The 13121-nt window shown below is 69.5% G+C and carries 13 protein-coding genes; 5 read left to right on the top strand and 8 right to left on the bottom strand.

From position 1 onward, the window contains the following. Positions 1 to 196 precede the first annotated feature (196 nt). The 6 genes from FZ983_RS12900 to FZ983_RS12875 form a co-directional block, all read right to left on the bottom strand. A complete protein-coding gene (locus tag FZ983_RS12900) occupies positions 197 to 1984 on the bottom strand; it encodes a histidine kinase dimerization/phosphoacceptor domain -containing protein (RefSeq protein ID WP_149223933.1) in 1788 nt (595 codons plus the stop codon). A gap of 153 nt (positions 1985 to 2137) precedes the next feature. Next, a complete protein-coding gene (locus tag FZ983_RS12895) occupies positions 2138 to 3097 on the bottom strand; it encodes an ornithine cyclodeaminase family protein (protein WP_149223932.1) in 960 nt (319 codons plus the stop codon). A gap of 86 nt (positions 3098 to 3183) precedes the next feature. Further along, positions 3184 to 3579 carry a lipopolysaccharide assembly protein LapA domain-containing protein gene (locus tag FZ983_RS12890; protein WP_149223931.1) on the bottom strand — a complete coding sequence of 132 codons (396 nt, stop codon included), beginning with the start codon at positions 3577 to 3579 and terminating at the stop codon, positions 3184 to 3186. A 49-nt stretch (positions 3580 to 3628) separates the two neighbouring features. Continuing rightward, a complete protein-coding gene (ihfB, locus tag FZ983_RS12885; RefSeq protein WP_012972825.1) occupies positions 3629 to 3910 on the bottom strand; it encodes an integration host factor subunit beta in 282 nt (93 codons plus the stop codon). Between the two features lie 313 nt (positions 3911 to 4223). Then, on the bottom strand, positions 4224 to 5501 hold the full coding sequence (locus tag FZ983_RS12880; RefSeq protein WP_149223930.1) for a pentapeptide repeat-containing protein: 1278 nt from the start codon (positions 5499 to 5501) through the stop codon (positions 4224 to 4226). Between the two features lie 6 nt (positions 5502 to 5507). Then, the gene (locus FZ983_RS12875; protein ID WP_149223929.1) at positions 5508 to 6473 is read right to left on the bottom strand and encodes a hypothetical protein; all 966 of its coding nucleotides are present in this window, start codon (positions 6471 to 6473) and stop codon (positions 5508 to 5510) included. A 258-nt stretch (positions 6474 to 6731) separates the two neighbouring features. On the opposite strand from FZ983_RS12875, the gene FZ983_RS12870 reads away from it, so the two are divergent. Together FZ983_RS12870 and FZ983_RS12865 are read left to right on the top strand one after the other, a co-directional pair. Then, complete coding sequence (locus FZ983_RS12870) at positions 6732 to 7874, top strand: Do family serine endopeptidase (RefSeq protein ID WP_149223928.1); 1143 nt, start codon at positions 6732 to 6734, stop codon at positions 7872 to 7874. Positions 7875 to 7936: 62 nt separating this feature from the next. Beyond that, complete coding sequence (locus FZ983_RS12865; RefSeq protein ID WP_149223927.1) at positions 7937 to 8707, top strand: hypothetical protein; 771 nt, start codon at positions 7937 to 7939, stop codon at positions 8705 to 8707. Positions 8708 to 8774: 67 nt separating this feature from the next. On the opposite strand, the gene FZ983_RS12860 is transcribed toward FZ983_RS12865, so the two are convergent. Further along, positions 8775 to 9053, bottom strand: a complete 279-nt coding sequence (locus FZ983_RS12860) for a hypothetical protein (RefSeq protein ID WP_149223926.1) — start codon at positions 9051 to 9053, stop codon at positions 8775 to 8777. A 441-nt stretch (positions 9054 to 9494) separates the two neighbouring features. Between FZ983_RS12860 and FZ983_RS12855 the strand changes: the two genes are divergently transcribed. Then, positions 9495 to 9758 (top strand): hypothetical protein, encoded by a 264-nt coding sequence (locus FZ983_RS12855; RefSeq protein WP_149223925.1) that lies wholly within the window; start codon positions 9495 to 9497, stop codon positions 9756 to 9758. A gap of 138 nt (positions 9759 to 9896) precedes the next feature. Continuing rightward, the gene (locus FZ983_RS12850; protein WP_149223924.1) at positions 9897 to 10100 is read left to right on the top strand and encodes a hypothetical protein; all 204 of its coding nucleotides are present in this window, start codon (positions 9897 to 9899) and stop codon (positions 10098 to 10100) included. A 24-nt stretch (positions 10101 to 10124) separates the two neighbouring features. Here FZ983_RS12850 and mtnA read toward each other — a convergent pair whose 3' ends face one another. Continuing rightward, entirely contained in the window at positions 10125 to 11216 is a 1092-nt protein-coding gene (gene mtnA / locus FZ983_RS12845) for an S-methyl-5-thioribose-1-phosphate isomerase (RefSeq protein ID WP_149223923.1), read from the bottom strand. Between the two features lie 172 nt (positions 11217 to 11388). Here mtnA and FZ983_RS12840 point away from each other — a divergent pair, with 172 nt between their 5' ends. Further along, entirely contained in the window at positions 11389 to 13035 is a 1647-nt protein-coding gene (locus FZ983_RS12840; RefSeq protein ID WP_149223922.1) for a sensor histidine kinase, read from the top strand. Positions 13036 to 13121: the final 86 nt, after the last annotated feature.

Below are 13121 nucleotides of genomic sequence, written 5' to 3'. Positions count from 1 at the left end.
GGAAGCTGTTCGGGGCCAGTTGCGGCAGCAGGGTCCGGGCCGGTCCGCCGTCTGACGCGTTAGCGCAAACATGAACCGCGCAGAACAACCCCCACCTCCTGTCCCGAGGCGATGATCCTCCGACGATAACCGGGGTGACGCAAGCGAAATGCAACCGACCTCTACGTCCATACTCCCGTATGACGTGTGGCGGTCTTCACGATATGGAGCCTGATTGGACGGGCCGGTGCGGCAGGCGGATGGTGAACCGCACGCCGGGGCTGGTGTTCTCCACCGTCAGGGTGGCGCCCAGCTGCTTGGACAGGGTGTGGATCAGGCGCATACCCAGGCTGCGGCTGCGGCGCCAGTCGAAATCGGGCGACAGCCCGACGCCGCGGTCGCCGACGACCAGGCGCAACGCGTCGCCATCCGACCGCAGGCTCACGGAAATGACGTTGACGGCGTCGCGGCCGCTCCCATCCGGCCCGCCGTCACCGTTGCCCGCCTCGGCGGATACCGGGGTGGCGAGCGGCCGGTAGGCATGCTTGATGGCGTTCATCACCAGTTCGTTGGCGAGCAGGCCCAGCGGCACGGCATGATCGGTCGGCACCTCCGCCGGCTCCACCGCCAGTTCCAGCCGCCAGTCGCCGCCTTCGGACCGGGCGGAGCGCTCCAGCTCCCGGCACAACTCGGTCAGATAGTCGTGGAAGGGGATGAAATGGACGTCGTCGACGCGGTAGAGCAGCCGGTGGATGTCGGCGATGGCCTGTACGCGCCGCCCCGCCTCCAGCAGATGGTCGCTCAGCCGCGGATCGCCCACCGCCTGCCCCTGCAGGCCCAGCAGGCTTGACACCACCTGCAGGCTGTTCTTGATGCGGTGGTTGACCTCGCGCATCAGCAGGTCCTTCTGCGCCAAGGCCGCGTCGCGCTCGCCGATGGTGCGCTGGAGCGACGCGGTCCGCTCGACCACCCGACGCTCCAGTTCGCGCTGCACCTGCCGGGCGGCGCCGGCCTGCCGGAAGCCGAAGACCGACAGCGCCGCCAGCGCCAGCGCCGCCGCCGCACCCAGTCCGGCATAGGGCGCGATCAACCGGTGCCACGACGCCAGGACCGGAGCCGTATCAAGCCGGACGACCACATGAACCGGCCAGCTGTCGACCCGGCGATGGGCGACGATGACCGTGTCGTCGCGGGCCGCCCCGCCTTCCGGCCGCGTCTGGATCGCCCGGCGGGCCAGATCCGACAGCGGTGCCGGATCGACGGCATCCTCGGGCTCGCGCACCAGGACGTCGAGATCGCCGGCCCGCACCAGGATGGTCACCGGCCGATGGGGAACGTCCAACTCCTTGTAGAAGCCCGACAGATAGGAGGGATCGATGGTGACCGAAGCCATGCCGCGGAAACGGCCGTCCGGTTCCGACAGCCGGCGGCTGAGCAGGAAGGTCGCCTTGTTGGTCACCCGGCCGATGATGCGCGGGCCGATATGGGGCTGGTCCACCGCATCGCCCACCCCGGTCCCCCGGCTGTGGAACAGGAAGACATCTCGGTCGGACGCATTGGAAAAGGGCGCCGGAAAGGCCAGCGTCGTCAGCCGCAGCAGCCCCGCCCCGTCGTTCAGCCAGATCGCATCCAGGAAAGGCAGGCGGGCGCGCTGGCCGTTCAGCTTGTCCCACAGAGCACGCGACCCGGCGATCTCGTCCCACGGGCGCCCGGCGGTTTCCTGGGCGGCATATTCCACCAGAAGGTCGGCTGCGTCGAACAGGCGGGCCGCATGTTCCGCCAGCACCCGGACCGCGGCCTCGGCGCGCTCCTGAGCCCCGTTCAGCGCCCGCTCGCGCGATTGCACCCCGACCACCGCAGTCACCGCCGCGAGGAACAGGAAGCCGCAGGCCGCCAGCCAGCCGATGGCCGCCTCCAGCCGCGGCTTGCGGTAGGAATGGACGATGTCAGCGGCCGGAGTCGGGCTCCCGGCGGGCTCGTCGGATGATTGGGCAGGCGGATTCATGAAAGCGGCCGTTCCTTTTCCGCAGCTGCGGATCGCCGCGCCGGACGGCGGGCAAGCGGCAAGAATCGCGGAATAGTAGCGCAGGACGGACCGCCGGTAACCCTGTCTTTCGGAGACGCAGGTCCCGATGCCGGGCGGCCCTGTTCTGCCCGCTCAGCGGATCGAATCGTTGTGCAGCACCATCTCCACCGCCATCTGCGCGGCGCAGAGGTCGGCCAGCGCCGTGCCCACCGATTTGAACAGGGTGATCTGGTCGTAGAAGCGCCGGCCCGCCCGCTCGCCGCGGCTGAGGTCGAACAGGTCGCCGGCGATGTCGTCCGCGGTCAGCAGACCGGATGCCAGCGGTTGGGCGATGTCTCCCGCCTCCACCGGTGTGCGGTCGCGACAATCGACGAAAACGCGGGAGCGGCGGATGCAGCCGTCGTCGGCCTCACGCATCTCCGGCGTCACCCCGCCCAACAGCTCCAGATGCTGGCCCGGCCGCAGCCAGTCGCCGCGGATCAGCGGCTCGCGCGCCGTGGTGGCGCAGGCGACGATGTCGGCGCCGCGCACCGCCCCCTCCAGGTCGCCGGTCGCCTCGATCCGGAACTTCGGCCGGTGGAACCGGGCGGCGAGGCGCTTGGCCTTCTGCAGGTCGCGGCCCCAGACCAGCACATGGCGGATCGTCCGCACGGCGGTGTGGGCCTCCACCAACTCAAGCGCGAGAGGGCCGGTGCCGACCACCAGCAGGCGCTCCGCATCCGGCCGCGCCAGATAGGAGGCGGCGAGCGCCGAGGACGCGGCACCGCTGCGCCGGGCGAGCGCCGCGGAGGAGTCCAGCAGCGCCTGCGGCACCCCGGTCTTGCCGTCGGCCAGCAGATAGACGCCCTGGGTGGTCGGCAGGTCTCCGCCGGCATTGTCGGGAAAGACGGTGTCGATCCGCAAGCCGACCGACTGGTTCACCTGCCAGGCCGGCGCCAGCAGAAGGGTGGCGTCGCTGGACCCGTAGGTCTCCACCCGGTGGCGATGCGGCGGCGGAGCCTCCACGCCGGCGCGGAAACTCTGCCGCAGCCGTTCGATCAGCATGCGGTGGTGCAGGACGGAACGAAGCTCGGCGGCGCTGACCGTGCGCATGGGACCTCCTCCCGCCGACCGCCCCCGCCCCCCTCACATCAAGACGGGCTGGGAGAGGGGAAAAACGACGTCCGGTTACGCCGGCTTCAATGCACCGTCGGCGCGCTGGTCTCGGCGGCCGGAACCGGCAGTCCGCCGCTGGAGCCCGGCAGCGGGCCCGAGACCGGACGGGTGCTTTCGGCCAGCCGCTTCTCGGCTGCGGCGGCGCGGGCCTGCGCCTCCTTCAGTTCGCGCTCCAGATACAGCACGCGGTTGCTCTCGCGCCGGGCGCGGCGGCGGTGGCGGCGCTGGCTGTTCCAGACGATGAAGCCGCCGGCCAGGAAGCCCAGCAGCAGCGCCACCAGCGCGGCCAGATAGACCGGGGTGTCGAGTGTGAAGGGCAGCGGCCACAGCGACAGGGTCACGATGCCGCGGTTGGAGATCGCGAACAGGATCGCGACGAGGGCCACCGGCAGGGTGACGATCCAGGAAATATGGCGCAAAGCGAAGGTTCCTCAGAAATTCGGCGGGGAGAGACGGCCGGGCCGGCGCTCAGTCCGTGTTCAGACGTTCCCGGAGCTGCTTGCCGGTCTTGAAGAAAGGAATGCATTTCTCGCCGACGTCAACCGATTCTCCGGTCCGGGGGTTGCGACCCGTGCGCGCGTCCCGCTTCTTGATGGAGAAGGCACCGAAGCCGCGCAACTCCACCCGGTCGCCGCGCGCCAGAGCTTCCGTGATCTCATCGAAGATGGTGCCGACGATCTTCTCGATGTCGCGCTGGTAGAGATGCGGATTGCGTTCCGCCAGCCGTTGGATCAGTTCCGACTTGGTCATGACCGTTGACGTTCCCCCATTCGGTGCGGGCGCTTATGGTCGCGGTGCGCCGCGCTTGAGCATCAGCGTGCCACCGGCCTGCCAAGGCGTCAAGCCCACCCGTGGCGCTAAACCGTTACGGTACAACCCTTTTTCAGTTCTCCATCTGCCCGGTCAGGGAAGAAGCCGCCTCTTGCGGACAGTGCCGTCCGCGGCAGCGGCGGCAATCTCCGGCATGGATCGTGACGGAAATTTGAAAGCAATCAACGGCTTCGCGAAAGAAATCCCACCGGGCGAAAGAAATCCCGCCGGGCGGAACGCTCCGCCGAAGGGATCAGGCCCCGCCCAGCCGCGTCCCCTCCAGGATGGCGCCCTCCAGCACCGCCGAGGAGCGGTCGCAGCCGGTCAGGTCGGCCAGCGTCAGGTCGCTGCCCTTCAGGTTGGTCTGGGCCAGCGAGGCGCCGGCCAACCGCGCCCGCACCAGCGAGGCCCGCATCACCTTGGCCCCGGCGCTGACCAGCAGCATGCCCAGGTTGGCGCCGTCCAGCCGGCTGTCGATCAGGATGGCGCGATCCAGCTTCACCCCGCGCAGGTCGGCGGAGCGCAGGTCGGCGGAGCGCAGATCGGCGCCGTCGAACTGGGCCGCCTGCAGCTGGGCGCCGTTCAGCCGGGCATGGCGCAGCCGGGCGCCGGTGCCCTTGGCCAGCGTCAGGATCTTGCCGGCCAGATCGGCCCCCTCCAGGTTCAACCCGGTCAGGTCGAGCTGGCATCCCTGCTTGCCGCTGGTGCCCAGCCAGATCATGTGCTGGCGCAGCATGCCGTCCAGCTGCTCGGCCGGCAGGGCCGGCAGTTCGGCCGCCGCGGCAGTCTCGTCCGGCTCCGGTTCGGGTGCCGGTGCCTGCGGCGGCGCCTGCCGGGCGGCATGGGCCTGCTCGTCGGTGCGGATCGCCTGCTCCAGCCCGGCCGCGTCCAGGCTCGCCCCGTCCAGGATCGCGCCGCGCAGGTCGGAACCGTTGAGGTCCGCCCCGCGCAGATCGGCGCCGGAGAAGTTGGCGTCGCGCAGGTCGGTGCGGTCCAGCCGGGCGCCGGCCAGCCGGGTGTTGGTGAAGTCGGCCGCCCGCGCGAAGCTGCCCGACAGCTTGGCCCGCGCCATGTCGGCGTTGGTCAGCCGGGCTGACGCCATGTCGGCCGGGCCGGGGTCGAAGCCCACCACCTTCAGCTCGCCGGCACTGTTGCGGTTGACCATGCTGCCGTCGCGCAGGTCGACCTCGACCATGGTGGCGCCGTCCAGCCGGGCGCCGCGCACGTTGGCGCCGCGCATGTCGGTGCGGAACAGCCGCGCTTCCGACAGGTCGGCCCCGCGCAGGTCGGCGCCATAGAGATCGGCATGGTCCAGCACCGTCCCGCGCAGGTCGGCGTCGCGCAGGATGGCGCCGGCCAGATGGGCGCCGGTCAGGTTGCGGCCGGCCAGCGACAGGCCCGACAGGTCGAAGAAGGGAAGATTGGCGCGGGCACCGTTCGGCCGCCCCTCGGCGAATCGGACATGGCGCTCGCACACGCGGTCGAGCTGGTCCTGGGTCAGGCGGATGCGGGATTTGCCGTCTTGCGCCATGGCCGGTCACGCGAAGAGTGCGTCGATGTCGGCCTGGGAAATCGCACCGCCGCCATCGCCGCCGCCGGGATCGGCAGGCGGCGGGGGCGGGGGCGGGGCCGGCTTCGCGACAGGGGGTGGAGGAGCTGGGGGTGGGGGTGGGGGTGGCGGAGGAGGAGAGGGCTCCACGCCGGCCGGCAGCGGCTCCGCCCGTTCCGCCACCTCGGGCACGCTGGCGAACAGCGCGTCGATGGCGTCCTGGCTGACCTCCGGACCGCCCAGCTGCGGCCCGTTCAGCAGATGCGCGTCGGGACGGGTGTCGCCCATCTTGCGGTGGGAGGCGACCTCGCCATGGTGCTGCTCCGGGGCGACGGCCAGCCGCTCGACGCCCCAGATTTCGATCATCGTGTTCACGCGCTCTTCGATATAGCGCAGCGTGTTGACGACCTTGGTGGTGCGCTGGCCGGTGATGTCCTGGAAGGAGCAGGCGGTCATGATCTCGATGCACCACGCCTCGATCGCGTCGATCCGCTCGGCCAGATCGTCGTCGTCGCGCGGCATCGACATGGTGATTTCCTGGATCTTCTCCGTCGCGTTCAGGATGTCGGTGGTGGCGCGTTCGGTGGCGGCGACGATCTCGTCCAACTCGCCGGTCGCCGCCTCGATCCGGTTGGATCCGGTGTCGGTGGCCTTCAGCGCGGCGATGTCGCTGCGCGCCTCGCGCACCACCTGGGTGATGGCGGTCAGTTCCTGCTGGATGCGCGGATCCTCACCCGGCGTCAGGGCGGCAAAGGCGCTGGGAGAGGCGCCGCTCAGCCGGTCGACCTGGGTTTCCAGCTTGTCGACCAGCCGGTGGAAATCGTCGGAGGCGACGACGCGGCTGCGCCGGTCGCGCATGCGCAGAAAGGCGCGGCCCCGCGCCGTCTGCGACAGGGCCTCCTCCATCTGCAGATACTCTTGCTCGGTCAGTTCGAGCAGTGACCCGCCGCTCATCGCGCTCAACCCGTTATCCAGCAGCCACGCCTTCCCGCCATGCCGGGGGCTGCGCCAGCCCTGTCCTATACCACCGAATTTCTTTACCGGGAGTTTCCGCCGCCGCCACGCTATCATTCTCCCCTGTGGATTCGACCATCGGCGGGTGGCGGAAGCACCGGGGGTCGGACAGGCTTGAACCCCCTTCCTTTCTGTCCCAAATCAGCCCGGTCGATGACGGTCTTTGACAAAAATTCCCCTCCAAGAAAGGAAGAAGCCATGAAAGCGGTGGTGCGTCCGGTGGTGTTTGCGGCTGCGGTCGGGATGGCTGCGCTGGCCGGCGGCGCGCTGGTCGCACCGGCCGATTCGGCGCTGGGCCGGGCCGGGTCCGCGGTCGGGCTGGGCGCTTCGCCCGCCGCGGCGGCGCTGCCGCTGGGTGCGGTCGGCGGCGGCACCATCGCCCCGATGCTGGAGCAGGTGACCCCGGCGGTGGTGAACATCTCGGTGCTGAGCCAGGCGCCCCAGGCGGAAAACCCGCTGCTGCGCGACCCCTTCTTCCGCCGCTTCTTCAACCTGCCGGACCAAATGCCGCAGGGCCGCCCGCAGGTCAGCGCCGGGTCCGGCGTGATCGTCGACGCCGCCAACGGCTATGTCGTCACCAACAGCCATGTGGTGGAGAACGCGCAGGAGATCGCCGTCACGCTGAAGGACCGCCGCCGCCTGCGCGCCAAGCTGATCGGCCGCGACGCCGCCACCGACATCGCGCTGCTCCAGATCAAGGCGGAGAGCCTGACCGCCCTGCCGCTCGGCGACTCGGACCGCGCCAAGGTCGGCGATTTCGTCGTCGCCATCGGCAACCCGTTCGGGCTGGGCCAGACCGTGACCTCCGGCATCGTTTCGGCGCTCGGCCGCAGCGGGCTGAAGATCGAGGGGTACGAGGACTTCATCCAGACCGATGCCTCGATCAACCCCGGCAATTCCGGCGGCGCGCTGGTCAATTTCCAGGGCGAGCTGATCGGCATCAACACCGCCATCATCGGTCCGGCCGGCGGATCGGTCGGCATCGGCTTCGCCGTGCCCGTCACCATCGTCCGCTCGGTGATGGAACAGCTGCGCGAATATGGCGAGGTGCGGCGCGGCCGGCTGGGCGTCGCTATCCAGGACCTGACGCCCGATCTGGCGGAAAGCCTGAACCTGAAGGGCGACGAGGGCGCGCTGATCGCCAAGATCGAGCGCGGATCGCCCGCCGACAGCGGCGGCCTGCGCAGCGGCGACGTGGTGGTGGCGGTCGATGGCCGCGCCATCCGCAGCGCCACAGATTTCCGCAATCGCATCGGTCTTCTGCGCGTCGGCACGCCGGTGCAGTTGACGGTGGTGCGCGGCGGCGGGCAAAAGTCGGTGACCGTCCGCACCCAGCGCTAGGGCCTGACCGGCAGAGGCCCGGCGCCGGATCGCGGACAGCAGAGGAGCCACCCCGTACCGGCATGATGCGTTCCAACCCACCCCGCCGCCCGGCCGCCCCGCCGGCACCCACGCCCGGCCGCAGCGCCGCCCAGCGCCAGCGCGAGATCGCAACGCTGCTGATGCGGCTCGACGCCATGCTGAAGCAGTCGGCGGAGCTGGCCCAGACGGCGCGCGAGCGGGTGTCGGTCGGCGGGCTGGCCCGTTACCGCCGCTTCAGCCGGCGCGTGCGCGACTTCTTCGCGCTGGCGGCGCTGACGCAGGAACGGCTGGATGCCGCGCCGGAGGAGATGGAGGATCTGATCGATCCCATGACCACCGCGCTGGAACGTCTGCACGCCCGCATGGTGGTCCAGTTCGTGGAGGGCAGCGCCGGCTTCTTTTCCAGCTTCGCCCGGGTGAAGGCCCTGCCCATCGGCACCCACGAGATGTGCGGGGTGGAGCTGCGCGGCGTCCTGGAAATTCGCAAGTTCCTGGACGATCCGCTCTATGAGGGGGAGCGCGGGCAGGCCCTGCGTGCCGAGACCGACCGCATCGCCGCCCTGATCCGCCGCGTGATGGACCGCATTCCGCCGCTGCCCGACTTCGGCGACGAACCCAGCATCGGCCCGCGCGGCACGCTGAACAGTCCGTTGAAGGGCCCCAATGCCCATATGCCCGCCGGCCGCAGCGTCGCCCGGCCGGCCGCGCCCCGGCCCGCCGGCATGCCGCCCGCAGCCCCGCCGGCCCCCAACCCCAGCACCGAGGTCCGGTCGCTGAGCCTCGACCAGTTCGAGGACGACGAGGACGAGTGAGCGCGAGGACGAGTGAGCGGCAGAGGGGAGCAGGAGTACCGCCCTTCGGCCGCTCACCGTCGATGCCTCAGCGGCGATGCTTTTTCCCGTCCTCCGCAGTCAGGGCGCCGACAGCAGCGCCGGCGGCACCGCCCAGCAGTCCGCCATAGACCGCACTGCCGCCGGTGACCGCACCGATGGCGGCACCACCCGCGGCACCGATCGCTCCGCCCGTCAGGGCACGGTTCTCGCGGTGGTTCAGGTTCGAACAGCCGCCGAGCAGGGTCGCACCGATCAGCAGCGCCATCGCTCCGGTGGTGGCCCTGGTGGTGGCCCTGGCGGTGAATGTCCGCATGGTCGTCTTCATCGCTCTTTTCCTTCAAACACAGGCGTGGCCTTCGGGTGCCCTTCCCAGGCTCCCTCTGCGGCCATGCTTATGTTTGGTGAGCGGCACCGGGCGGTGCTGTGACCATTTAGGGGTATCGATGCCATCCGTTCGGCAGGATCTGCTTCGTTCGCGTAAGAATGATTTGCAAAGACGATGGTGAATCGACGGCAAGATTTTCCGCAGCCTAAACGATCTTTTCACCATGTTTTGAATATGGTTACCAAATAGTGTGGTAAGACCATTTGAATTGTTTCCGTTCGACAACAAATAATTACAACTTTCCGAATGAAATTCCTGCGCGACTTGGTTAGGACATTGCTTTCCCTCTAAAGCATCGTGCTCATGGGGAGACAGAGATCGGCTCCTTGCGCGGGCATGTCGAAGCCACGCAAAGAAAGGCCGGCACAGGGAAGAGCAGAGATGACGTTCAACGACAGACACCACGACACCGGCCGCCCACCCGACCGGAACCAATCCTCCACCCACTCCAGCCCGATGGGCCGGATCATCGAGATGGCGTTCAGCGGCCTGTGGGTCATCAAGCGGCAGGGTGTGCTGACGGAGGCCGGCGGCCGCCTCTACTGGCCCGACCGCCAGTCTCTGGAGCGGGCAGCCTCGCAGGCCGGCATTCCGCTGTCGGATGTCGTGGTCCATACCGGACGCCTCGATGCCGACTCCCGATAGGGGGACGGGCTCCACCCCTTCCGGGGGATGAAACCGCGACGAAGGGACAGTTGCACGGGCAGGGGGCTTCTTCCAATATCCGGAGTACGGACAAACATCCGGTATGGACCGTCCACAATCTCCGTTTCATTGGGGCCCATGGAAGACATCGACCGCCAAAGAACGCTGGATTATTTCGAAAGGCTGGGGAAAAAGCGCGTGCGCCTTTACACCGCCATCGACTGCGAGCGTTTCCTCGGCGACTGGCAGGTCCGCGAGTTGGCGGACCAGTGGCTCGATGCCAAGAATGCGGAAGACACGCCGCAGCCGCTGTGGCGGCGGCTGCTCTCCGACCGCCGCTGACGCTTCCCCGCCCCCCTCTCCAGCCTACGCCCGTTCCGGAAACAGCCCGAGCAGCCCGTCGCGCGACGGGGCGCAGACGCCGCGTTCGGTGATCAGGCCGGTCACCAGCCGGGCCGGCGTCACGTCGAAGGCGTAATTGGCGACCGGACTGCCGTCGGGGGTGACGCGCACCGTCTCGATCCGGCCGTCGGCGGTGCGGCCGGTCAGTTCGCTGACCTCGCGGCCGTCGCGCTCCTCGATGGGAATCTCCCGCACGCCATCGGCGATGGTCCAGTCGATGGTCGGTGACGGCAGCCCGACATAGAAGGGAACGCCGTTGTCATGGGCCGCCAACGCCTTCAGGTAGGTGCCGATCTTGTTGCAGACGTCGCCGGTCGCCGTGGTGCGGTCGGTGCCGACGATGCACAGGTCGACCTTGCCGTGCTGCATCAGATGGCCGCCGACATTGTCGGCGATGACGGTGTGGGGAACGCCGTGATGCTTCAGCTCCCAAGCGGTCAGGCTGGCGCCCTGGTTGCGCGGGCGCGTCTCGTCCACCCAGACATGCAGCGGGATGCCCTGCTCGAAGGCGGCATAGACCGGGGCCAGCGCCGTGCCCCAATCGACCGTGGCGAGCCAGCCGGCATTGCAGTGGGTCAGCACGTTGACCGGCTCGCCCGGCTTTTTGCGCTCCGCCGCGGCCCGGATCAATGCTGCGCCATGCAGGCCGATGGCGCGGTTGATCTCCACATCCTCGTCGGCGATGGCCGCCGCTTCCGCCTCGGCCGCGTCAACGCGCTGCGACTCGGGGAGCGGCACCAGCAGGGCGCGCATGCGCTCCAGCGCCCAGCGCAGGTTGACCGCGGTCGGCCGGGTCGCCAGCAAGGTCGCGCAGGCGCGCTCCAGCCCGCGGTCGCTCGCATCCGCGCGCAGGGCCAACGCCACGCCATAGGCGGCGGCGGCACCGATCAGCGGGGCGCCGCGCACCAGCATGGCGCGGATGGCGTGGGCGGCCTCCTCCAGGCTGGTCAGGCGGACGACGGCGAAATCATGCGGCAGCCGGGTCTGATCGATGATGGCGACGGTTCCCCCGCCTTCCGGCCAGATGGTGCGATAGGCCGTCCCGTCGATCCGCATAACACCATCCTCCAGCTACCTGCCATTACACCCGACAAAGCAGGAAGACTTTGTCGGCACCTCACAATAGGTGGTGGCCGCTGCCGCTTCAACACGGGTAGCGTTCGGCGGAACCGTCACCCGCCGGACGGTGTTACCGTTTCCGGCCAAGCATGAATGGCCGCACCCCCACATGGTTTCCGACACGATGCCGTTGCGCGCGCTGCGTTCCCAATCCTCCCCGCTCTACCGGCTGCCCGGTTCGGCGCTGGTCCTGATCGCCTGCACGGCGGCCGTTCTGCTGACCGTCGGGCTGTCGGCCGTCTTCGCCTGGCGCGACCGCAACGAGGCGGTGCAGCAGGCGACCGGGGTCGCCGGCAACATCGGGCTTCTGGCGGCGGAACATGCCGCCCGGCTGATCGAGTCGGGCGACCTGCTGCTGACCCAGACGGCGACTCTGGCCGGCGCGGCCGGTACGCCGTTGCCCGACGATCAGGCGACCCGCGACCGCATGGCCCTGCTGGCGGCCAGCGCCCCCCACATGGTGGGGCTGGAGATCCGCGACGCCTCCGGCGCCCTGCGCCTGTCCAGCCTGCCGGATGCGCCGCCCGCCGCCGCACCGGCGTTGAGGCCCGATGGCCGGGCCATCGGCGACGGCCGGATGGGCGGCCGGACGGTGGTCACGCTGGCGCAGCCGCTTCCCGGCAGCACGCCGCGCGGCTGGGCGGTCGCCGGGCTGGACGCGCGTGCCTTCCGCGACGTCTACCGCGCGCTCGACGTCGGCTATGGCCACAGCATCTCCCTCCTGAAGTCGGACGGCACGCCGCTGCTGCGCGAGCCGGAGGGCGGCGGCACCATGGGTGGGCGCAAAGGCGACGACGATACGGCCAGTCATGCCGACGACATCACCGTGACGCGCCCGATCGGCGACACCGGCCTGTCGGCCGTGGTGACCATCGCCACCGGCAGCGTTCTGCAGCGCTGGACGGAGAGGCTGTGGATTTACGCCGCCTTCGCTGCGGCGGCCTGCGCCACGGTGGCGGTGATCGGCGCGCTCGCCATCCAGCGGGCCCGGCGCGAACGCGAGGCGGAGGACGCCCTTCAGCACGCCTACGACACGCTGGAGGAGCATGTCCACCAGCGCACCGCCCAGCTGGAGCGCGCCAATGCCCAGCTGGAGGCCGCGGTGACCGACAAGGAGGTGCTGTTGAAGGAGGTCCAGCACCGGGTGAAGAACAACCTTCAGGTCATCTGCAGCCTGCTGCGCCTGCAGGCGGCCCGCATCGACGAACATGCCCGCCGCGGCTTCGACGAAAGCCTGCGCCGCATCCAGACCATGAGCCTGCTGCACGAACTGCTCCACCGGTCCGACGAGCCGGCCCACATCAACTTCGCCGACGCGTTGCGCCAGATGTGCGACGGGCTGGTCCGTTCCGACAACCCGACCGCCGCCCGGCTGGAGCTGGAGACGCAGGACTGGATCGTCGATGCCGACCGCGCCACGCCGCTGGCCATCGCCACCAGCGAACTGGTGTCGAACGCGCTGCTGCATGCCTTCCCGCACGGCCATCCCGGCACCGTGCGCGTGATGTTGGAGCGCGAAGAAAACGGAATGCGGCTGATCGTGCGCGACAACGGCGTCGGCCTGCCCGCCGGTATGCCGAGCCAGCACAAGCGGCCCAGCCGTGGCGGCTCCAGCAGCGGGCTGGGCTTGAACCTGGTGCAGGCCCTGTCGCATCAGGCAGGCGCCACCCTGAAGATCGAGCGCGATGGCGGCACCATCTTCACTCTGACCATCCCCAACCTGCCGGTCCGCCAGCAGGCCAGGAACGCGGCGTAGGGCAAGAAGCGGCCCGAGTTCAAACGGAAAGGGCCTCCCCGTCCATCCGACGGGGAGGCCCTTTATGACTCATGCAGTCAAAGCCC

Source organism: Azospirillum sp. B21, from assembly GCF_008364825.1.
Taxonomy (GTDB): domain Bacteria; phylum Pseudomonadota; class Alphaproteobacteria; order Azospirillales; family Azospirillaceae; genus Azospirillum.
The sequence above is the reverse complement of the archived record's forward strand: the minus strand, read 5'-3'. Positions and strand labels throughout refer to the sequence as shown.

What these genes read in the sequence shown, in the direction of transcription:
- FZ983_RS12855 (WP_149223925.1), top strand. Translation starts at nt 9,495, where the DNA reads ATGACGTTCAACGACAGACACCACGACACCGGCCGCCCACCCGACCGG.
- FZ983_RS12840 (WP_149223922.1), top strand. Translation starts at nt 11,389, where the DNA reads ATGGTTTCCGACACGATGCCGTTGCGCGCGCTGCGTTCCCAATCCTCC.
- FZ983_RS12865 (WP_149223927.1), top strand. Translation starts at nt 7,937, where the DNA reads ATGATGCGTTCCAACCCACCCCGCCGCCCGGCCGCCCCGCCGGCACCC.
- FZ983_RS12875 (WP_149223929.1), bottom strand. Translation starts at nt 6,473, where the DNA reads ATGAGCGGCGGGTCACTGCTCGAACTGACCGAGCAAGAGTATCTGCAG.
- FZ983_RS12870 (WP_149223928.1), top strand. Translation starts at nt 6,732, where the DNA reads ATGAAAGCGGTGGTGCGTCCGGTGGTGTTTGCGGCTGCGGTCGGGATG.
- FZ983_RS12900 (WP_149223933.1), bottom strand. Translation starts at nt 1,984, where the DNA reads ATGAATCCGCCTGCCCAATCATCCGACGAGCCCGCCGGGAGCCCGACT.
- FZ983_RS12880 (WP_149223930.1), bottom strand. Translation starts at nt 5,501, where the DNA reads ATGGCGCAAGACGGCAAATCCCGCATCCGCCTGACCCAGGACCAGCTC.
- mtnA (WP_149223923.1), bottom strand. Translation starts at nt 11,216, where the DNA reads ATGCGGATCGACGGGACGGCCTATCGCACCATCTGGCCGGAAGGCGGG.
- FZ983_RS12860 (WP_149223926.1), bottom strand. Translation starts at nt 9,053, where the DNA reads ATGAAGACGACCATGCGGACATTCACCGCCAGGGCCACCACCAGGGCC.
- FZ983_RS12895 (WP_149223932.1), bottom strand. Translation starts at nt 3,097, where the DNA reads ATGCGCACGGTCAGCGCCGCCGAGCTTCGTTCCGTCCTGCACCACCGC.
- ihfB (WP_012972825.1), bottom strand. Translation starts at nt 3,910, where the DNA reads ATGACCAAGTCGGAACTGATCCAACGGCTGGCGGAACGCAATCCGCAT.
- FZ983_RS12850 (WP_149223924.1), top strand. Translation starts at nt 9,897, where the DNA reads ATGGAAGACATCGACCGCCAAAGAACGCTGGATTATTTCGAAAGGCTG.